Source organism: [Clostridium] scindens ATCC 35704, from assembly GCF_004295125.1.
Lineage (GTDB): Bacteria > Bacillota > Clostridia > Lachnospirales > Lachnospiraceae > Clostridium_AP > Clostridium_AP scindens.
In genome coordinates, this window is record NZ_CP036170.1 from 257,666 (window position 1) to 277,975 (window position 20,310).

At 46.1% G+C, this 20,310-nt stretch carries 17 protein-coding genes; 1 reads left to right on the forward strand and 16 read right to left on the reverse strand.

The genetic code is table 11. From position 1 onward, the window contains the following. Window positions 1–133: 133 nt before the first annotated feature. The 6 genes from HDCHBGLK_RS01210 to HDCHBGLK_RS01235 form a co-directional block, all read right to left on the reverse strand. Complete coding sequence (locus tag HDCHBGLK_RS01210; RefSeq protein WP_004606867.1) at window positions 134–880, reverse strand: metallophosphoesterase family protein; 747 nt, start codon at window positions 878–880, stop codon at window positions 134–136. An 84-nt stretch (window positions 881–964) separates the two neighbouring features. After that, on the reverse strand, window positions 965–1,792 hold the full coding sequence (locus HDCHBGLK_RS01215; RefSeq protein WP_004606868.1) for a carbohydrate ABC transporter permease: 828 nt from the start codon (window positions 1,790–1,792) through the stop codon (window positions 965–967). 13 nt (window positions 1,793–1,805) lie between these two features. Further along, a complete protein-coding gene (locus tag HDCHBGLK_RS01220; RefSeq protein WP_004606869.1) occupies window positions 1,806–2,732 on the reverse strand; it encodes a carbohydrate ABC transporter permease in 927 nt (308 codons plus the stop codon). Window positions 2,733–2,755: 23 nt separating this feature from the next. Beyond that, window positions 2,756–4,045 (reverse strand): ABC transporter substrate-binding protein, encoded by a 1,290-nt coding sequence (locus HDCHBGLK_RS01225; RefSeq protein ID WP_039909684.1) that lies wholly within the window; start codon window positions 4,043–4,045, stop codon window positions 2,756–2,758. A 91-nt stretch (window positions 4,046–4,136) separates the two neighbouring features. Beyond that, window positions 4,137–5,447, reverse strand: a complete 1,311-nt coding sequence (locus HDCHBGLK_RS01230; protein WP_004606871.1) for a Gfo/Idh/MocA family protein — start codon at window positions 5,445–5,447, stop codon at window positions 4,137–4,139. A 13-nt stretch (window positions 5,448–5,460) separates the two neighbouring features. Further along, window positions 5,461–7,350 (reverse strand): DUF5696 domain-containing protein, encoded by a 1,890-nt coding sequence (locus HDCHBGLK_RS01235; protein ID WP_004606872.1) that lies wholly within the window; start codon window positions 7,348–7,350, stop codon window positions 5,461–5,463. Between the two features lie 152 nt (window positions 7,351–7,502). Between HDCHBGLK_RS01235 and HDCHBGLK_RS01240 the strand changes: the two genes are divergently transcribed. Then, complete coding sequence (locus HDCHBGLK_RS01240; protein ID WP_004606873.1) at window positions 7,503–8,420, forward strand: AraC family transcriptional regulator; 918 nt, start codon at window positions 7,503–7,505, stop codon at window positions 8,418–8,420. Window positions 8,421–8,481: 61 nt separating this feature from the next. Here the strand turns inward: HDCHBGLK_RS01240 and HDCHBGLK_RS01245 are convergent, their stop codons facing one another. From HDCHBGLK_RS01245 to HDCHBGLK_RS01290, 10 genes are all read right to left on the reverse strand, one after another. Further along, window positions 8,482–9,864, reverse strand: a complete 1,383-nt coding sequence (locus tag HDCHBGLK_RS01245; protein ID WP_009248813.1) for an aminopeptidase — start codon at window positions 9,862–9,864, stop codon at window positions 8,482–8,484. 253 nt (window positions 9,865–10,117) lie between these two features. Next, on the reverse strand, window positions 10,118–11,032 hold the full coding sequence (trxB, locus tag HDCHBGLK_RS01250; protein WP_004606875.1) for a thioredoxin-disulfide reductase: 915 nt from the start codon (window positions 11,030–11,032) through the stop codon (window positions 10,118–10,120). 25 nt (window positions 11,033–11,057) lie between these two features. Further along, window positions 11,058–13,424 (reverse strand): ribonucleoside triphosphate reductase, encoded by a 2,367-nt coding sequence (locus tag HDCHBGLK_RS01255; protein WP_009248815.1) that lies wholly within the window; start codon window positions 13,422–13,424, stop codon window positions 11,058–11,060. Between the two features lie 161 nt (window positions 13,425–13,585). Beyond that, window positions 13,586–14,278 (reverse strand): anaerobic ribonucleoside-triphosphate reductase activating protein, encoded by a 693-nt coding sequence (locus tag HDCHBGLK_RS01260; protein WP_004606877.1) that lies wholly within the window; start codon window positions 14,276–14,278, stop codon window positions 13,586–13,588. A 12-nt stretch (window positions 14,279–14,290) separates the two neighbouring features. Then, window positions 14,291–14,878, reverse strand: coding sequence for a TetR/AcrR family transcriptional regulator (locus HDCHBGLK_RS01265; protein WP_004606878.1), 588 nt, complete (start codon window positions 14,876–14,878; stop codon window positions 14,291–14,293). Window positions 14,879–14,919: 41 nt separating this feature from the next. Beyond that, window positions 14,920–15,189, reverse strand: a complete 270-nt coding sequence (locus tag HDCHBGLK_RS01270; RefSeq protein ID WP_009248816.1) for an acylphosphatase — start codon at window positions 15,187–15,189, stop codon at window positions 14,920–14,922. A gap of 163 nt (window positions 15,190–15,352) precedes the next feature. Then, window positions 15,353–17,728, reverse strand: a complete 2,376-nt coding sequence (gene hypD / locus HDCHBGLK_RS01275; protein ID WP_004606880.1) for a trans-4-hydroxy-L-proline dehydratase — start codon at window positions 17,726–17,728, stop codon at window positions 15,353–15,355. A gap of 4 nt (window positions 17,729–17,732) precedes the next feature. Next, window positions 17,733–18,641 carry a trans-4-hydroxy-L-proline dehydratase activase gene (locus HDCHBGLK_RS01280; protein ID WP_004606881.1) on the reverse strand — a complete coding sequence of 303 codons (909 nt, stop codon included), beginning with the start codon at window positions 18,639–18,641 and terminating at the stop codon, window positions 17,733–17,735. Window positions 18,642–18,774: 133 nt separating this feature from the next. After that, the gene (locus HDCHBGLK_RS01285; protein ID WP_004606882.1) at window positions 18,775–19,719 is read right to left on the reverse strand and encodes a DUF1848 domain-containing protein; all 945 of its coding nucleotides are present in this window, start codon (window positions 19,717–19,719) and stop codon (window positions 18,775–18,777) included. Between the two features lie 53 nt (window positions 19,720–19,772). Next, window positions 19,773–20,309, reverse strand: a complete 537-nt coding sequence (locus HDCHBGLK_RS01290) for an HD domain-containing protein (protein ID WP_004606883.1) — start codon at window positions 20,307–20,309, stop codon at window positions 19,773–19,775. Window position 20,310: the final 1 nt, after the last annotated feature.

Consider the following 20,310-nt stretch of genomic DNA (forward strand, 5'->3'; position numbering starts at 1 on the left):
CTTCGCAATTAGTCAGGTCACTATTCGATTGCTTAAATGATTGTTTCCTTTATCCAGAAGCATCTAAAACACTACACTTAGCCGTTGCCGCTGTAAAAGCAAGAAAAAACCATACCTAAAAAGATGAAATTCGTCATACAGTATCTACCCCATAAAAATACTGTTTAATATTCTCTTTGTCCGGAAAGTTAAACAGATCGATATCTCTTAATACCGCCTCCACATCATATGGAATCCGTACACTTTCATACTGTATCTCTTTCCCGATATCAAGAATTCCTGCTCTTGCTATATTCTTATCTTTCGCCGGACATCCAAGAGAGCCGCAATTAATATACCACGGACGTTTGATATGATCGTCTCCCGGCATGATGCTCCCTGCGTGATCATGACCATAGAGAATGATGTCTGCATCTATCCCGGCAAACATCGTCTTCACTTGCTCTTTGGATGGGTTCTGATGGTAGTTCACATACCGATTCTGCCCATCCATCGAATAGTGCGCAACATATATTTTTCTTCCTTCCCGCTCGATCGTCTGGCTATACGGAAGCATGCTAAGGAACCTTACAGAATCTTTTTCCAATCTCTCATGCTCCCACAGGTGATACTTTCTCTCTTCATATTCCATATGCTCATCATTGGGAAATGTCGCCGGCATTCTTCCGAATAAAAATGTCTCATGATTTCCTTTTACACAAGCAGAGAGATTCTTAAGTTTACGCATGATCCGTACCGTCTCTTCCGGATAGGCGCCTATTCCGATAATGTCGCCGCAACATATAATCTCATCACAATTTCTTTTTTCAAGTTCCCTTAATATTAATTTTAATGCAGCCGCATTATTATGAATGTCAGTGATAATTCCGATTCTCGCCATCTTTCCACCTCTTCATAAAACGAAATAAGGGGAGAAGGCTTTGTCCGCCCCTCCCCCCTAGGAAAATCAAGATTCTTAAGGTTCCTAGCCTTTGATTCCAGACTGTGCAACACCTTCGATAAACTGTTTCTGGAAGATGAAGAACAGTACGATTATCGGTATAACTGCCATTACCGCTCCAGCCATCTGCATCGGATACTTGGTCGTATACTGTCCCTCTAAGGTTGAAAGTGCAGGACCAAGCGTCATCATCTTCGGAGATGTATTGACGATCAACGGCCACATGAAATCATTCCATGCGAACTTCGCCGTAAAGATTACCAAAGACACGATACCCGGTTTGGTTAGCGGAAGCATAATCTTCCAAAAGATCTGATAACGGCTGCATCCATCCAAAAATGCCGCTTCTTCCAATTCTTTCGGCAGTGACATAAAGAACTGCCTCAGAAGGAAGGTACCGAACGCGCTGAACAGATTTGGCAGGAATAATGCCGGTATGGTATCCAGAAGTCCCAGTTTCTGAATGATCTGATACTGAGGGATCAGGAAGATCTGTCCCGGTACCATAAGCACTGACAGAATCAGCACAAAGATTACATTCTTGAACGGGAACTCAATACGAGCGAACGCATATGCTGCCATAGAACAGAACATTACCTGTACAATCGTTGTTACTACCGTTGATATAATTGTGTTCAGATATACTCTGGCGAATGGCAGAGCCGTTATGATCTGTCCATAAGCATCCACCAGAAACTGCTTCGGAAAGAATGTCGGCGGTATCTGCATCGCCTCTCCTACTGTTTTGAATGAAGTAAGCACCATCCATAAGAATGGGAATACTGTAACTCCAACCCCAAGGAGAAGTGCCAGATGAACGAATAATTTCTTTGTATTTGATCTACTTTTCATTTCGCATCTCCTCCTAATCGTAATTAACCCATTTCTTCTGTCCCCACAGCTGAATTACTGTTACCAGCATGATTACTGCGAAGATCAGAATAGAAATTGCCGCTGCATATCCTTTATATCCATAATCGAATGCCTTGCGATAGAACAGCATAACTACCGTCTGCGTGCTCTTATAAGCCGGATTCGTCTTTCTTATCATCATGTAGATAACATCGAACACTTGGAAACCGCTGATGATAGAGGTGATCATTACGAAGAATATGGTTGGTGTCAGCATTGGTATGGTAATCTTGAAAAATCGCTGTACCGTACCTGCTCCGTCAAGTGCTGCCGCTTCATAGTATGACTGGGAGATTCCCTGCATACCGGCGAGCAGGATAATCATATTGTATCCTACCGTCATCCATAAACCGACAATCATAACCATATAAAGCGCAATCTTCGGATCGGTCAGCCATCCATGTCCTTTTCCTCCCAGTCCCCGGATGACACTGTTCAGAATTCCCATCTTCTCGTTATAGATCCATTTCCACGCCATCGCAACCGCAGCCGCCATTGTTACGGAAGGAAGGAAATACAAGGTCCGGTAAATGGACGTTCCTTTGATCTTAGAATTCAGCAATGCTGCGATGAGAATTGACAGGAATAATCCAACCGGCACCGTGCATAACACGTATTTCAGCGTATTGCCGAATGTTGCCCACACTTCTTTGTCATGAATCATATCCTCATAATTCTGCATACCAACAAAGGTTGCTATATTAAATTTGTTAACATCATTAAAACTAAACCATACATTCTGGATAAACGGCCAGATATAGAATATCAATAGCCCGATGGTAACTGGTGCAATGAAGATATACGCTGCGATCCAGTCTTTCTTCGCACGCTTGCTTGCCCGTTTTTTCTGTACGCCTGTTTTTACTTTACCCTCAGCCATATATATCACCTACTTAAGCGTTGTTATTTTGCATCCTTTTCCAATAGCTTATCTGCTTCTGCTTTCATTTCTTTACATACATCTGCTAATGGTGCTTTTCCGTTGTATGCTTTCTGAAGAGAAGTTGCTTCAAGGTCATATAATTCTGCTGCTGATTTACATACCGGAAGCGGATATGCCTCATCTGCATGGTTGGTATATGCTGCCAGATTGTAGTCCGGATTTGCTTTTGAAAAATACTGCTGAGCATCTGTTCTTGCAGAGATAACAACACCTGTCTCACCCTGGATCTTCATAGCCTCTTTGCTTCCAAGCCAGATTGCGAAATCAATTGCTGCATCCTTGTTCTTGCTTCCTTCATATACTGCATAGCCGAGACCATTGATACAGTTATCTTCTACCCCATTGAATGTCGGAATCTCTACACAGTCAATCTTATCTGCGATTGCATCATTGCCTGCATACTCTGGAACCATGTAAGAGCCAGCGAAGTTCATAGCAAGCTGATTGCCTTCGAACATAACATCTTGAGTCGTCTCTGCTAATGCTGCTGCGCTTGGAGACAATCCTTTATCAATCATATCGATCCAGCACTGGATACCTTCCTGTGTCTTTGGATCATCATATCCGGTCTCTGTCTTGTCATCGTTAATGATGTATCCGCCGTTCGCATATACGGTCTGATAATACCATGTCTGGAAATCAACCGGGCAGGCGAATGGATAGACACCATCATCTAACCCTGCTGCCTTCAGTGCTTCTGCTGTAGCAACCAGGTCATCATATGTCATATCATCCGTAGGATATGCTACGCCTGCAGCATCAAAGATCTCTTTGTTATACCACAGTGCATTGGTATCGAAGTCTTTTGGAACCGCATAGTTCACGCCGTCACGAACATAGTTGTTCACCAGTGTCTCAGAGAAAGCGTCATTAATATCAGACTTGTCAATTGCGTCTGTCAGATCTGCCAGGATGCCGCCATCTACATAAGAATCCAGATGAAGAACGTTCACCCAGAATACGTCCGGAGCCTTTCCGCCTGTTGCTGCTGCTTCCAGTTTTGTAAAGTACTCTCCACCTTTGTATGGAGTTAACTGAATTTCAACAGTTACATCCTTGTTCTCTGCCTCATATGCCTCTACAAGTTTTTCCATTGCCGGTCTCTGGTTCTCATCCCAGATCCCAAAGGCCAGGGTTGTCTTGCCACCGGATGATCCGCCTTTAGATTCACCGCCGCATCCTGTGAGCATCGTTGCGCCCATTGCTATACACAATCCAAGGGCTGCCAGTTTTTTCAGATTCTTCTTCATAATCTTCACTCCTTTTTAATATGATTATTAGTTTCTATATGAAGTTTCTCCCTACTTACGTCAACTGCAAGAGAAACAAACATATCCTTCATTATCTGCCGAAATCCGCAATCTTCACAGGCACTCCTCCGTGGGTTCTGGAGTATTCTGCCGCCAGCGCACAATAATGGCTCTCCAGGGAACGTTCTATAGAGGTCACATAAGAACTTTCTTCCTTCGCTCCACTGATAATGTCCAGGAATTCTTCTACCATGCGGTCATCTCCTCCGCCATGCCCCGAGAAATTATCTGACAGACTCATCACATCAACCTTCTCTTCTGTGATATGGCTGCCGAATCTGTAGACCGCGATCTCACATTTTTCTATCTCCTGTGAATCCATATTCACTCTCAGTTCACCTTTCGTTCCCATGAATCTTGCATACCGGGATACTTCTGGTGTAAATCCGCACATGGTAAAACTCATAGTCGTTCCGTCTGTCATCATCAGGTTCACCACCTGATGATCTACAACATTATTATCGCAATGATATACACAACGGCCATACCTTCCGGTCTTCATCTGCTTGAGCAATGTTTCTTCTGTCGGTCCTTCCGGAACCAGCACATCCAACGGCCAGATTCTATTGCCTGAGCGATAGCCAACCAAAGTACTGTCAAGATATATTTTCTCTGCATCAAACGGGCATTCTTCTTTTACACTGCATCCATCCAGGCAGCGTTTTGCACATCCCTTGGGTGCTTTCTCTTCTTTAAAAAGATACGTATCTCCGTAGGAAGTAAGGGATTCACAGGTCTTTCCTGCCAGCCACGGATACAAGTCCATGTCATGACAGCATTTCTGCAAAATCATCGGACTGGTTTCATCAGAATTCGCCCAGCTGCCGCGCACGAAACTATGCGCCTGGTGGAACCATCCTACATTCTCTGTCGCCACTATTGATACCACATCCCCGATGCAGCCACTGTCCAGTAATTCTTTCACCTTCTGATAGATCGGCGTGTATCTTAACACATGGCATACGACTACCTTGCGGTGATATCTTCTGGCCGCTTCTTCTAACTCCCGGCATTCCTCCAGTTTCGGAGATACAGGCTTTTCAAGCAGCAGGTGATATCCCTTCTTAAGCGCTAAGACCGCCTGTCTTACATGCTGTCTGTCCTGCGTCGCAATGATGATAGCATCTGCAAGACGATCTTCCTCTAGCATCTTCTCAGCACTTGCAAAGCACGCTTCCTTTGGCAGGTGATGTTCTGCCGCCATAAGAGCGACTTTCTTCGGATCCGTATCTGCGACAGCAACGATCTCCATCTTATCCGGATGAAGCAGTGCTGACTTGGCATACATATCTCTGCCCCGGCTTCCCAATCCCGCAATTGCAACCTTCATACGTTTACTCATTTCTTTATCACTCCTATCGCGTTATCTCGTATACCTGATTCCTGAAATCGACTGTTACCACCGTCCCATCTGAGAACACGGTTCTCTGTACTTCATAGTCTCCGCCTACCATCTCGTGACGTACCATCTCACATTTTGCTACTTTTTCATGAAGTTCAGATACTACCTTGCATCTTTCGATGTCCTGATCCAGGGTCAGTTTCACATCCGGCTCGAATGATCCGTCAAAATTCGGATATGCTCCATCCCGGATAACATATGGAGCTCCGCCGTTCAGCAGTGCATACAGCATATAATCTTCCGAATCGCTTACCTTCTCCATCATCCATGGCTCGATCAGGCAGTCATGGTATACCAGATTGAACAGTGGCACCGGAACCCCATACTTCGGACTTCCCGGCTCACGAAGCATGAAATCATACGGCGCATAATGGCTGAATACCATGCTCGGAATACACCAGTCGCTTACCTCCTCCGAACTAGGAAGGATCCCCTGGGACATCAGATAGTTGAAGCAGCTGGCTCTCGCATCGTAACACTCTTTTCTGGTCATTCTATGGCGAGGGTTGTTGCACTCGTCTCCCTCATTACAGGTAAATACATCCAGATATGCACAGTCCAGTTCGATCCGGTTCTTCTTCAACTCTTTAAAATTCCGTTTCACATAATATGGCGCCTGTGTACCGCAAAGATAGGACTGAGGACCTCCTGCCCATCTCTGATGCTGTGGGATCGTACCATCCGGAAGCATACAGGCATAATCATCATCATAACTTGGCGCCGAATGATAATAATCGCGGTACTGGTCGTGAATCCCGAAGAGGTATCCGCATTCGTGCATAGCATCTACTAAGGACCGCATCTTCTCCCAGCCGCCAGCCGCTTCACATGCCGGCACATAGTCGGGATGCTGGTTATCATATCCAGGCTCTGCCCATCCATCCAGATGCATGTATAACTTCTTAACTCCGGCTGCATTAAGTTCCCTGATCTCTTCTTCTCTTTTGGCAAACGAAACCAACTGGTTATTGATATCCGGCGCATCTTTATCAAAGAAATCCGACCCCTCGCTAACATAGGTCTTAATCCCTTTATGTACGAAACTGCATCCGATCAATCGATCTACGGACGGTACCTGCGCCGCTTTCTCTGCCAAGGTACGAAGCCTTCCCTGTTCTTTTACGTATTCCCGGTACGCTTTACAGATATCGTTATAATCGCAGTCGCTCAGAAGCGAGTATCTTACAACTCTCCGGTAATCCATCTTTCCAAGACTTGGCTCGAAACGCATGCCCACATGCGTGTACGGCCCTCCTGCCGGATGCTTTGCCTGGTATGCCGCATTCCACGGTGTCGTACAGATGGCAATGTATCCTTGTCTTGCTTTGACCTGAGCAAACCATGGCATGTACCCGCCTGCCGTCTCGAAGATTCCATCGAATATGATCTTGCCCAATTCTACTTCCCAGGTATTCGGGATCAGGATTCCCTGCTGCATATTAAGCAGCGTATACCAGTTCTCCTTCTTCTCCTCGAATGCCATCTCGCCAGGCCAGTAAACCGCTTTTACCTTGATCCCTTCTTCGCACAGTGGAATCCACTCGAAATAGACATCTTCTGTTGTCCACTCAATCCAGACATACGTCTCAAATGCATACGGGAGTTCTCGTTCCCCAATTCGGAATCCCCGATAAGTGCTGCGTATGCCTGCTCCAATTCCGTTCTCAACTTTCTTATGTCTGACAGAAAGTGCATCCTTGAATTCCAGATGTCCATCTTCGCATTCTAGATGTGGAGAATATGTATCTGTCCATTCCCATACTGTTTTCTCTTTGCATAGGGTAATTCGGAGGCTTTCTTCTTCAAACTGAATCTCGGTATGATTTATTTTTATATTTGTCATATCGTCTTTCCCCTTTTTGTTAATTGTGTCGTTTTTTCTCTCCTTTTATCTAATATTATATTTTGTTTTGCACAACCATGCTTATACAATTGTCTAGGGTTGTTGTCTAATTATCCATATTCTGTTATAATAAGCCTAAGGAGGAAAGGTATATGACGTACGTGAAGACCAAACTAAAACGAGAGATTATCATAGACTCTATTATTACGATTCATTATTTTGAATATATGAAAGACTTTGTGTTCAATGGGGAATCTCATAATTTTTGGGAATTTTTATATGTAGATAACGGAACCGTCTCTGTGTGTTCTGATGACACCTGGCTGATACTGAATACTGGAGATATTGTCTTCCACCAGCCGAATGAATTCCACGCGATCAAGTCCATCGGCAAGAATTCCCCGAATCTGATCGCCATATCGTTCGTCTGTGATTCTCCGGCGATGGATTTCTTCATTCAGAAGAGTTTTACACTGACCGAGAATGAACGGGAACTCATCTCACACATTATCTCAGAAAGCCGCAGGAGTTTCTCAACGCCTTTACATATTCCTTCTGTAGAGCAGGTACAGATTAAGGATGAGACTCCTTTCGCTTCACAGCAATTAGTATTAATGTATCTGGAACTTTTTCTTATCACTTCCATTCGGAATCATCCGGAGAATATAGCAACACAGACCAGCCTTCCTAAAGCCTCTCCGGAGAAAAAGGCGACGAAGCAGGAACGGCTGGAAAAGATTCTACAGTATATGGAATTCCATATCTGCGAACAGATTAAGATTCCGGAAATCTGCGATACATTCTCCATCAGCCGCTCTTCCCTGCAGGCATTGTTCCACGAGACTATGAACTGTGGCGCGATTGATTATTTTAATAATATGAAGATTCAGCGGGCGAAGGAAATAATCCGAGACGGAACGATGAATTTTACAGAGATTACATATTTTCTGTCTTATAATTCGCTGCCATATTTTTCGAAGCAGTTTAAGGCGGCTACAGGGATGTCTCCTTCGGAGTATTCTTCCTCGGTAAAGGGGATAACGGAGGCGCTTCGCGGTAGTAATTCTTAAATGGGGACGGGGGTTTTTTCAATTTCCCCCGTCCCCATTTTAATTTGCCCTGTCCCTGATTCTAAAACTCTGCTTCTAAGAATGCATGATAGCACCTGACCGATTCATAGATATCTGCCTTACTGGTCAGTTCCCACGGTGCATGCATGGAGAGCACTGCCACGCCGCTATCGATGACTTCCATTCCATAGACAGCCATCAAATAAGCGATTGTTCCGCCCCCGCCAACATCAATCTTGCCTAATTCCGCGGTCTGGTAATTCACACCTGCATTCTTCATAATCCGTCTCAAGGCAGCGATATATTCCGGGTTCGCGTCATTCGAGCCGCTCTTGCCGCCTTTCCCGGTATATTTGTTGAATACAGGACCATATGCCAGATATGCAGCGTTCTTTTTCTCATATACTTCTTCATACATTGGGTCATATCCTGCACTGACATCAGAAGAAAGCATCTTGGAATTCGCCAGTGTACGGCGAAGCACCAGATCATTATATTCTGTACTCAGCGCAATATATTCTGCTACTGTATTCTCGAAGAACTTAGAAGTCATTCCACTGGAGCCCACGCTGCCGATCTCTTCTTTGTCGATCAGGATACAGCAGGACGTTCTGGATACCTTCTTCTCCTCCAGCATCGCGAACAGTGAAGCGAATGCACATACACGGTCATCCTGTCCATAGGCCAGCACCATGCTGCGGTCAAGCCCGCATTCTCTCGCCTTGCCTGCAGGAACAATCTCTAACTCCGCCGACAGGAAATCTTCTTCCTCGATTCCATAGTTCTCTTTCAGGATATGAAGCATCTGTTTTCTCACTGCTTCGTCCTTATCTTCCCCAAGCGGACGATTGCCGATGACCAGATCCATCTTCTCTGCATCTACGAACTTCTCTGCCTTCTTCTCCATCTGCCCATATGCCAGGTGCGGCAGCAGATCTGTAATTACAAAGGTTGGCTCAGTATCATCTTCCCCAATTGTGATATCCACCTTCGAGCCATCCATCTTAATCACTACACCATGGATAGCAAGCGGCATGGCAAGCCACTGGTATTTCTTAATCCCGCCATAATAGTGCGTATCCAGATATGCTACCTGGGCAGACTCATAGAGTGGATTCTGCTTGATGTCAATACGTGGAGAATCAATATGCGCACCAAGGATATTCATTCCCTGTTCAATCGGCTCCTCTCCTGCCTGAAACAGAATAATCGCTCTCTCCATATACTCCATATAAACCTTCTCCTGTGGATGTATACGCTGTCCCTTACGGATTAGCTCCTTCATATCACGGTATCCCGCTTCTTTGGCAAGCGCAATCGCTGTTCTCACACATTCACGCTCGGTCTTGCCTTTATCCAGACATCTGCGATACTTATCTGATACTGCCTCAAGTTCGCCCAGCTGTCTTTCATCAAAAGTACTCCACAAATTCTTTCGTTCCATAGTTACCTCCATCATACCCCATCAGGATGATTATCCTGATGCATAATCTTTAGGTATATTATAGCGAAAGTTGTGTTAAAAAGTCTTATACTATCATCCTTTGTACTTACAGGATTGTCTGAATCAACTATCTGCTGGATACTTATCCGCAGCTTAGGACCTTATATTGTCAATTTTATAATGAACTGATATGGTTGATAAGTTACTGGATGCAAGGGGAGAATCAGGGAATACACTGTCCTTTAGTTTCCCCTTATTCATCCATCTCTTCTATATACTTGCAGGCCGCCAGCGCCGCGACTGCTCCGTCCGCCGAGGCAGTGGTAAGCTGGCGCACTTCTTTGGTTCGGCAGTCGCCAGCGGCAAAAATGCCAGGCACAGAGGTCCTGCAATCTTCCGCAGCAAGAATATAGCCATAGTCATCCAATTTCACAGTCTCTTCGAAAGCCTCGTTATTGGGAACCTGGCCAACCGCGATAAAGATACCCCCTACCTTCTGTTCCATTACCTCTCCTGTCTTCTTGTTCTGTATCTCGATTCCTTCCACCACGTCAGTGCCCAGAATCTCGCTCACGATACTGTCCAGCACGAAAGTGACATTTTCCTTCTGCTTCAAGGTCTCCAGGAGCCGTTTCTCTCCACGGAACTCGTCTCTTCGGTGAATCACATACACATGGCTGCAGTATTCGCTCAGGAAGGAAGCATCCTGCAATGCCGTGCTTCCGCCTCCCACAACGGCGACATCGCTTCCTTTAAAGAATGCGCCGTCGCAGACCGCGCAGTAAGATATCCCGGCGCCTATCAATTCCTTTTCCTTCGGTATCCCAAGATGACGGTGCGTGGTTCCTGTCGCCAGGATAACGCTCTTGCAGGGAGTCTCCCCATCCTCCGTCACCACGATCTTATGGTTTCCGTCTTTCTTGACAGCCGTTACTTTTGTATAACTTAGTTCCGCGCCAAAGGCCGAAACCTGTTCCATCATAGTTGCCGCGAATTCATTTCCGCTCATGCCGGCAATCCCCGGATAATTCTCCACATGGGGCGACAAAGTAATTTGCCCACCGAAGGTTGTTCCTTCGATGAGCATTACTTTTTTCCCCGCGCGCAGCCCGTAGATTGCAGCCGTCATACCGGCGATTCCGCCTCCGACAATCACAATATCATACATTGGACTACCTCCTCATAGAGTATCGTTAATTACTCTCGATATATTTTTTAATATTGGATGCATTTGCAAGTTTTTCTACTTTGCCTTCTTGGATCACGATCAAAGTCGGCGCCTGCTTTACCCCGTATTTCTCCACCAGATCTGCATGTTCCTGCGCATCTACGATCTCGTAATCTATGTTAGCCTTCTCCAGCATGGTCTTGGCCATAATGCAGTTCGGACAGGTCTTGGTGGTAAAAAGAAGCTTCTTTGGCTCTTGGGCTTCCTGCTTTAATACTTCATCTATATGTTCTTCTGCTTTTGCTTTTACCTGCAGTTTGGAATGGCTGAGATCATATACCTTCCTATCTTTGAATTCCTGGGCCTTTCCGTCGTTCCAGTTCTGAACCGGACGGTAATAGCCGGTAATTCTGCTGTATACTTCCGTAGTCTCCCCACATTCCGGACAACTATACTGTTCGCCGTTCAGATATCCGTGATTCTTGCAAATGGAATAGGTCGGCGACATAGTATAGTATGGCAGTTTATAATTCTCGGCAATCTTACGGACCAGAGAGGCGGCTGCCTTCCAACTTGGAAGTTTCTCTCCCAGGAATGCATGGAATACCGTGCCTGATGTATACAGCGTCTGAAGCTCATCCTGGATATCCAGGGCTTCAAAGACATCTTCCGTATAGCCCACCGGCAGATGAGAACTGTTGGTGTAATATGGCGTTCCATCGCCTTCGGCAGCCGTGATAATATCCGGGAACTGTGCCTTGTCATGCTTGGCAAATCTATAAGTCGTGGACTCTGCCGGAGTTGCCTCCAAGTTATACAAATCACCGTACTCTTCCTGATAAGCAGACAGGCGTTCCCGCATATGGTTCAGAACCTTCTTAGTGAATTCCTGCGTCTCTTCATGGGTCATATCCTTGCCAATCCAATTTGCATTCAGACCTGCTTCATTCATTCCAATCAGCCCAATGGTGGAGAAGTGATTGTCAAACGTTCCCAAGTAGCGTTTGGTATATGGATACAATCCTTCGTTCATCAGTTTAGAGATAACCACGCGTTTTACATGAAGGGATCGCGCAGATATATCCATCATCTTATCCAGACGAGCAAAAAATTCCTCTTCATTCGCAGACTGGTAAGCAATCCTTGGCATGTTGATGGTAACTACTCCTACAGAGCCGGTACTCTCGCCGCTTCCAAAGAAGCCGCCGGACTTCTTACGCAATTCTCGCAGATCCAGGCGGAGGCGGCAGCACATGCTTCTGACATCGCTTGGCTCCATGTCGCTGTTGATATAGTTCGAAAAATATGGTGTTCCATATTTGGCGGTCATTTCAAAGAGAAGCCGGTTGTTCTCTGTATCGGACCAGTCAAAATCACTGGTAATGGAGTAGGTAGGGATTGGATACTGGAAGCCCCTTCCGTGGGCATCCCCCTCAATCATGATCTCGATGAATGCCTTGTTGACCATATCCATCTCTTTCTTGCAGTCTCCATAGGTAAAATCCATCTCTTTTCCGCCTATGATGGCCGGCAGGTTCGCCAGGTCATTAGGAACGGTCCAGTCCAGCGTAATGTTGGAAAATGGTGCCTGGGTTCCCCAGCGTGACGGCGTATTTACTCCATAGATAAAGGATTCGATGCACTTTTTCACTTCATGATATGACAGGTTATCTGCTTTCACGAAAGGCGCCAGATAGGTATCAAAGGATGAGAATGCCTGGGCGCCTGCCCATTCATTCTGCATGATTCCAAGGAAGTTAACCATCTGATTGCACAGCACGCTTAAGTGTTTGGCCGGAGAGGAGGATATCTTGCCAGGGATCCCGCCAAGCCCTTCCTGTATTAACTGCTTCAGCGACCATCCTGCACAGTATCCTGTCAGCATGGATAAATCGTGGATATGGATATCCGCATTCCGGTGTGCCTGTCCAATCTCTTCGTCGTAGATCTCAGACAACCAATAATTGGCCGTGATAGCGCCAGAGTTGCTTAAGATCAATCCGCCTACGGAATACGTGACGGTTGAATTCTCTTTGACTCTCCAGTCCGTAATCTTTACGTAACTGTCCACAATCTCTTTATAATCCAGCATGGTAGAGTTCAGGTTACGGATCTTCTCCCTTTGTTTTCTATACAGAATATAGCCTTTTGCCACGTCTGCATATCCGGCCTTGATCAAAACGGCCTCCACGCTGTCCTGGATATCCTCTACATTAATCAAAGAATCCTTGATCTTTGGCTCAAAATCAGCCGTGACCTTCAACGCCAGCAAATCTATGATGTCCTGGTTATACTCTTTCTCCTGTGCCTTGAATGCTTTCTCAATTGCAACGCCTATCTTGGACAGGGTAAACTCTGCTACCTGTCCGTCGCGTTTCATTACTCGATACATAATCTGCGTTCCTCCTTCCACGCTTTTTCATCTCAACTATTAATTTTATTTCGTCCGGTTCTTTTATGATACCACTTATTGTGTTTTTGCGTCAATAAAAATAACAATATATTGTGCACAAAATACTTTTTCGCACAATATATTGTTATTGTATAGTTTTACTATAAGCCGCGCAATTCCGCCATTTGCACACTTTTCTTCACGACCTCCAGCGCCTGGTTCATAATGTCTTTATTATATCCGTGGAGCCCATCCTGTATCAAATCGCCGGAATCTACAAATTGCTGGAGATAATACTTATCGGCTCCCTCGATCCATTTTCCGATAGATTCAAAATCAGAACGCCGATGAAACTCCTGTACCACCGTTGTCCTGAATTCATAGGGTACTGATCCGCTCCTCAGGTACTGAATGCTTTTTTCTACATTTCCGGTGTCATAGCCTTCAATGCCTATCGTCTTCCCATAACTTTCCCTGGAATTCTTGATATCCATAGCCACGTAATCCACCAGCCCCGCCGAGACGATCTTCTTTAACTTCTCCGGGAAGCTGCCGTTGGTATCCAGTTTCACCGCGTATCCCATCTCTTTAATATTTCCAAGGAACTCTTCAATCCCATGCTGGATCAGCGGCTCTCCCCCTGTGACGCATACGCCGTCCAGGATTCCCTGGCGTTTCTTCAGATAGGAGTACACCTCCTCCAGCGAGATCTCCTCATTCTTATAGGTGTCAATCACCAAAGATGCATTGTGGCAGAACGGACAGCGAAAATTACAGCCCGCCGTAAATACCGTACATGCAACCTTCCCCGGATAGTCCAGAAGCGTCAGTTTCTGAAGCCCTTGTATTACCATACCTGTCCCTCCCTATGCCTTGAAATGCTCCATCATGATCGGCATACACTCCTTGCTGTACTGCCCCAGAGAATATTCCCCTTTGTTCAGGCACCAGTCCGAAACCAGGGCGCGCTCGCACATGGCATAATATTTCGTAATCTGGCTGACTGCTACATCCGTCCGTATCTGTCCGCGCTTCTGCCCTTCTTCCACAATCTTGGTGATCAGTTTATAATAATTGCGGTTCCTGTCCAGCAGATGGCTCTGTCCCTCTGCCACAAGCTGCGTGGAATAAAGGGAGGCCAGCAGATCAATGCTGATCTTCTCCTCCATCATCGTATGCATCTCACAGTTTAAATATAGCAGTTTGAAGAAACTATTCATTTCCGGATCCATCTTTGCTTCCAATTCCTCATAGTAGTCATCCAGAATCAGGGATAACGTATTAAGAAGCTCGTCTTTGGTATTGAAATAGTAATAAAACGAACCCTTCGATGTCCCGGACAGTTCGATGATATCATCTACTGTCGTTCCATTATACCCTTTCTCATAGAAGAGCTGCCAGGCTGCCGAGACAATCCTGTTCTTTATGCTCTTTTTCTCTGTCTGTTTTTCCATCCTTATCTCTCCACGTCGTCTGTTTCTTCTATCTTACCACACTAGCGTACATAAAAACAACTCTCATCAACCGTAGGTATGTCTTTGGAATCAATCCAGTCGATGGAGATGAAGCCGTTCCTGTTAAGCCCTTCCATCAACTTGTGGATCATGGGCTCCCTGCCTTGAATCTCCATCACTACCGTTCCGTCATATTCGTTCATTACCCAGCCAGTAAGTCCCAGGGACTTAGCCAGATATTTGGCCGTATATCTGAATCCTACACCCTGTACCCTGCCATAGAAGACCAGGCGCTTTCTTACATCTGCCATATTCTCACCGTTTCCCTTGTAAAGTCTTTTATTATTGTAATCCGATTGCATGGAAAAAGCAAACTTTGACACGTAACATTTTTAAAAAATGTTACGTGTCAAAGTGAAAAGTGTTACGTGTCAATTTAAAAAACTGGTGCGCAAAATTAAAAAACTGGTGTGTCTAATTGAACGACTGCTCGGTTCTTTCGATAATCTCATCTTGCAGCGCCTTGCTCAGATTACGGAAATGATCGCTGTATCCGGCCACGCGCACGATCAGGTCTTTGTAGTCTTCCGGGTGTTTCTGGGCCTGGATCAGGGTTTCTTTATCTATGACGTTGAACTGAATGTGGTGTCCGTCCATGTTGAAGTAGGTACGCACCAGATTCGCCATCTGATTCAGCCCTTCCTCGCCTGCGACTACGCTTGGGGTGAACTTCTGGTTCAGCAGCGTTCCGCCTGTCTGGAGATGATCCATCTTGGCACAGGATTTTACGACTGCCGTCGGCCCGTTGGTATCTGCGCCTTTTTCCGGGGAGATTCCCTCGGATACCGGCTTGTGGGCCAGACGTCCGTTGGGGCTTGCCATCATTACATCGCCGAAATATACATGGCAGGTGGTAGGCAGCATATTAATACGGTAGGTCCCGCCCAGCATGTTCGGCCGCCCTGTCACCTGGCTCCTGTAATACTCGAAGACATCCCTCATGATGCTGTCTGCATACTCGTCATCATTTCCATACTTAGGGGTCTTGTTGCTTACAAGGTTCAGGATTCTGTCGTGCCCTTCGAAATTATCATCCAGAGCCTGCATCAGTTCTTTCATTGAGAAGTTCTTCTTTTCATATACATTATACTTCACTGATGCCAGGCAGTCCGTGATGGTTCCGATTCCTACGCCTTGCAGATACTTGGTATTGTATCTCGCGCCGCCTCCATTGTAATCTTTTCCTTTAGAAATGCAGTCGTTGGTGATAATGGAGAGGAACGGTACCGGCATCTCTTCCGCATAAATCTTCTCAATCACGTTGCTTCCTTGGACTTTAATGTCAATGAAGTACTTCATCTGCTTCTTAAACGCATCGTACAGTTCTTCATAAGTTTCAAACTCCGTTGCATAGCCTAGTTTCAGTCCCAACTGCTGGCCTGTCATCTTGTCGCAGCCGTTATTCAAGGTCAGTTCAAATATCTTCGGAATGTTAAAATATCCGGTCAGGATATAGGCTTCATTGCCAAACGCCCCGGTCTCCACGCATCCGCTGGTTCCGCCCCGCCTTGCGTCTTCCAGGGATTTCCCGGCATTTAGAAGTTCCTGCACGATAGCCTCGGTATTGTAGAAAGCAGGCTGTCCCCAGCCCTTGCGGGAAATCTCGCAGGCGCGCTTTAAGAACTTCTGCGGTGTCTTTCTGCTGATCTGCACATTGGAACTTGGCTGGAGCAGTTTCATTTCATCCATGCAGTCCAGTATCAGATAACTTACATTGTTGACGCCATTCTCTCCGTTCGGCGCGATCCCTCCTGTATTCAAATTGGCGAAATCCGTATAGGTACTGCTTTCCTTCAAAGTAATTCCAACCTTCGGGGGCGCCGGCTGGTTATTGAATTTTACCCACAGGCATTCCAGTAACTCCAGAGCCTTCTCATCATCCAGAATTCCCGCTTCTATATCCCGCTCATAAAATGGATTCAGGTGCTGGTCTAAGCGTCCCGGGCTGTATGCATCCCAAGGATTCAACTCGCTCGTCACGCCCAGATGCACGAACCAGTACATCTGGATTGCCTGCCAGTAGGTCTGGGGCTTATGCGCTGGCACGACATCGCAGTTGGCAGCGATTTGAAGCAACTCTTCCCGGCGCTTTGGATCGCTCTCTTTTTCTGCCAGTTCCCTGGCGTATGCAGCGTAGCGTTCCCCAAGAATCATGATGGCATCGCAGGCAATCTTCATGCCTTCCAGCTCGTTCTTCTTATCCAGGGCTTCCGGATCATGAAAGTAATCCAGCCGGTCAATCGCCTCCTGGATGTCCTGTCTGTAGTCCAGAAAACCTTTTTCATATATTTTCACAGAGCCCACCGTATGCCCTGGTCCCCTCTGCTCCATAAATTCAGTAAAAAGCCCAGCCTCATAGGCCTTCTTCCACTCCGGCGTCATCTGCCTGAGTATCTTATTCCGGATGCATCTCTTATCCCAGTATGGGATCATTATCCTCTCCTGGAGTTCAAAATCCTCTTCCTTTACTTTGAAACTGATAAGTTCCCGGTCGTTCATTACCTGCATATCTTCCATGGTATGGCAGCACAATTCCGGAAACGTCGGGGATGCCTGCGGAGAGTCTCCTTTTTCTCCTACGATCAATTCTCCCTCGCCAATGTACAGAGTCTTGGTCGAAAAGTAATCCTTCAGTACCTGGGCGCGAAGTTCCGGTATGGAGAGCGCTCCTTCATATTTCTCATAGGTATCCGTCATGCTCTTCGCCCGCTCCATATCAATGTGCGCCGGCGTCTCCAGGCTTAGTTTCCTCAGTTTTCTGATCCGTTCATTCATTCCTCTTTCTTCCATACTGCTAGCCTCCTATTTTGATATTGTGGAATCCTGATTCCTTAAATAAATCTACAAAATGTTCCATTTCTTCTTTTTCCGGTGCATGAAGTTCTGTTCCATCGTATGTCCTGCCTATCTTCTCATACTTCCCTGAACCGGTGTTATGATAAGGTAGAAGATTAATATTTGCCACCCGGATATTCTTCTCTTGAAGATACTTGATCATCGCTTTCATATCCTCATCCGTACCATTAACCTCCTTGATGGTGGGAATCCGGATATAGATTCTTGCGCCCGCCGCGCTTAATCTTTCCAGATTGGACAGGATCGTCTCATTCCCTGCACCCATATACTTTTTATGTATCTGACTATCCATCGTTTTAATATCATACAGGAAGGTGTCCACATATGGCAGAATCCGGGCAAAGTTCTCATATGGCGCCTGTCCGCAAGTATCAATCGTTACAGTGATTCCATGCCGGTAAAGTTTTTTCGCTAGTTCTTCTACGTAGTCCATATCCGCTGTCATTACCTCGCCACCGGATAATGTGACGCCACCGCCGGACTCTTCATAGAACATCTCATCTTTCTTTAACTCCTTCACCAATTCATCTACGGAGTATTCTCTTCCTACGATCTCTCTTAGATTCTGATTACAAAAATCCACGCACGTGCCGCATCCGTCACAGAGCCGCATATCCGTGAACACTTTCCCCTCTTCTCCGCGAATCGCCCGGTTCGGACAGGCTGGTTCGCAGTTTCTGCATCCTGTACATCTTTCTGCGTCATACAGCATCTGCTTCTTATAACTCTGGGTTTCCGGATTATGGCACCATACGCACCTTAATTGGCAGCCCTTGAAAAAAACGGTTGTTCTGATGCCATCTCCGTCATGGATAGAGTATTTCTGTATACTCGTGATCAGGCTCATTTTTCCACCTCTCTTTTTTGTATCCCGTTTTAGACTATAGTTTGTACTTTAGTCTAAAATATCAAAAGCAAAACCGGTTGTCAAGTATTTAACAGCCGGTTTCTGCCCTTCCATCGTCATTTCTACATATTCACTAAAATTTCATATACATTTCCGGCAAATCGAACAAAGAAATCTGATTGTCCCTGTCAGACTTCACGTCTCGATCCGTAATCATCTCATCGCCTTTCAACTGTCCAATCAGCAGCGGCGAAAGTGGATTATGCTGCTGCATCCTCCGCCGGGCGCCTTCCAGGCCGCTTGTCGCATAGCAATATTTGCAGCCGTTGATGCAGGTGTCATACATCCCAATATCTATGCTCTCAATACAGCCGCATTCCCGCCGCTGTCCCGCATCTTTCTTAAGATCCAGCTTATAGCCGATCAGATTGTGGATCTTTTCTTTGTCAATACAGGCTCCATGCTCAATTCCCAATCTGCTCAAGTCCATCTTTTCCGCACAGGTATAGAGCGGCAGGCCATTTTTTTTGCCAATCCGCGCCAGTCCTTCCGCCAGTCCCACTATATCCTCCGGCTCCATCTCCAGATACGGGCTGTCCTTATAGGAATCGATAAAACTTATGATGCATCTGGTCGTCGCCTTGTGAAGCCACTCGCACATCATTTCAAACCGCTCCAGATGATAAGATATGGAATACTTCTCCGTCAGCAGAAGAGGGTCAAACCTCCAGTCCACCCGCTCTTTTCCCAAGCGCTCGCTAAGCAGCAGGAAGGTGGCCATAGACTCTTCAGTACGGGGAACGTTTTCCTCAATATCCTGTTCATAATCCGTAATCGTCATCTGGAAATAATAGGGATATCCCATTTTGTCAATCGTACTCAGATAGGGAATCAGAGGTTCTGGATTCTTCGTCCAAAAGGCAATACAATCTATCGTATCCGGCGACAGCTGGATACGGCTTATCTTCTTGCGGTTATATGGATTTGGGACCAGCACCTCTCCGGCCTTTAGCCGGTTAATGAACCACTCCGGATATAAAGCCGGGATATCCGTCCTTCTGCTTGCACTGATTATCATCTTCACACTCCTGTTTCACTTCTGTCTATCTTATAACGAAAACTATCTGCCTCTCAGCCAAAATTCTTAGCAATCAGCCTGCAATATTCCAGGAATGCCGGTACCTCTTTAAATGAGTCTGCCAGCACATCCCGTATACCCTTATAATACCATCCAATGGTCTCCTTGTCCTTCATTCGAAAACGGTTCCATAGATTTTCCCCTTCTGCGGGATAGTCCCTGTCAATGTCCCTCATATTAGACAGCTTGTCCGCCAATCCAATCATCTGCACTTCCCTGGAGGCTGTGCGTAGATGCTCAATGGTAGCACGCTTTCGCTCCATCCAGGTCTTGGACTTATCTTCACTCTCCTGGGCGACCATAAAGGCCACCCGCTCAGAGAATTCCTGGGCCAGAATTCTATGGGTAATGCCTTCGCAGTCTTCGATCGTGTCATGCAGCACAGCGGCGCTGATCACTTCCTCATCGTCGGTCATTGTCGCCACGATATCCCCAACTTCTACCGGGTGCACAATGTATGGCCTCTTGGTTCCCTTCCTGAATTGTCCTTCGTGTGCCTTGGTTGCAAATTCAATTGCTTTGTCAATCATA

Excerpts from the sequence above, each read along its gene's own strand:
- HDCHBGLK_RS01290 (WP_004606883.1), bottom strand. The coding sequence starts at position 20,309 with ATGATTGACAAAGCAATTGAATTTGCAACCAAGGCACACGAAGGACAA.
- HDCHBGLK_RS01230 (WP_004606871.1), bottom strand. The coding sequence starts at position 5,447 with ATGAGTAAACGTATGAAGGTTGCAATTGCGGGATTGGGAAGCCGGGGC.
- HDCHBGLK_RS01280 (WP_004606881.1), bottom strand. The coding sequence starts at position 18,641 with ATGAGCCTGATCACGAGTATACAGAAATACTCTATCCATGACGGAGAT.
- HDCHBGLK_RS01285 (WP_004606882.1), bottom strand. The coding sequence starts at position 19,719 with ATGATAATCAGTGCAAGCAGAAGGACGGATATCCCGGCTTTATATCCG.
- HDCHBGLK_RS01265 (WP_004606878.1), bottom strand. The coding sequence starts at position 14,878 with ATGGAAAAACAGACAGAGAAAAAGAGCATAAAGAACAGGATTGTCTCG.
- HDCHBGLK_RS01215 (WP_004606868.1), bottom strand. The coding sequence starts at position 1,792 with ATGAAAAGTAGATCAAATACAAAGAAATTATTCGTTCATCTGGCACTT.
- HDCHBGLK_RS01240 (WP_004606873.1), top strand. The coding sequence starts at position 7,503 with ATGACGTACGTGAAGACCAAACTAAAACGAGAGATTATCATAGACTCT.
- HDCHBGLK_RS01255 (WP_009248815.1), bottom strand. The coding sequence starts at position 13,424 with ATGTATCGAGTAATGAAACGCGACGGACAGGTAGCAGAGTTTACCCTG.
- hypD (WP_004606880.1), bottom strand. The coding sequence starts at position 17,728 with ATGGAAGAAAGAGGAATGAATGAACGGATCAGAAAACTGAGGAAACTA.
- HDCHBGLK_RS01210 (WP_004606867.1), bottom strand. The coding sequence starts at position 880 with ATGGCGAGAATCGGAATTATCACTGACATTCATAATAATGCGGCTGCA.
- HDCHBGLK_RS01270 (WP_009248816.1), bottom strand. The coding sequence starts at position 15,189 with ATGGCAGATGTAAGAAAGCGCCTGGTCTTCTATGGCAGGGTACAGGGT.
- HDCHBGLK_RS01245 (WP_009248813.1), bottom strand. The coding sequence starts at position 9,864 with ATGGAACGAAAGAATTTGTGGAGTACTTTTGATGAAAGACAGCTGGGC.
- HDCHBGLK_RS01225 (WP_039909684.1), bottom strand. The coding sequence starts at position 4,045 with ATGAAGAAGAATCTGAAAAAACTGGCAGCCCTTGGATTGTGTATAGCA.
- HDCHBGLK_RS01260 (WP_004606877.1), bottom strand. The coding sequence starts at position 14,278 with ATGGTAATACAAGGGCTTCAGAAACTGACGCTTCTGGACTATCCGGGG.
- trxB (WP_004606875.1), bottom strand. The coding sequence starts at position 11,032 with ATGTATGATATTGTGATTGTCGGAGGCGGAATCGCCGGTATGACGGCT.
- HDCHBGLK_RS01235 (WP_004606872.1), bottom strand. The coding sequence starts at position 7,350 with ATGACAAATATAAAAATAAATCATACCGAGATTCAGTTTGAAGAAGAA.
- HDCHBGLK_RS01220 (WP_004606869.1), bottom strand. The coding sequence starts at position 2,732 with ATGGCTGAGGGTAAAGTAAAAACAGGCGTACAGAAAAAACGGGCAAGC.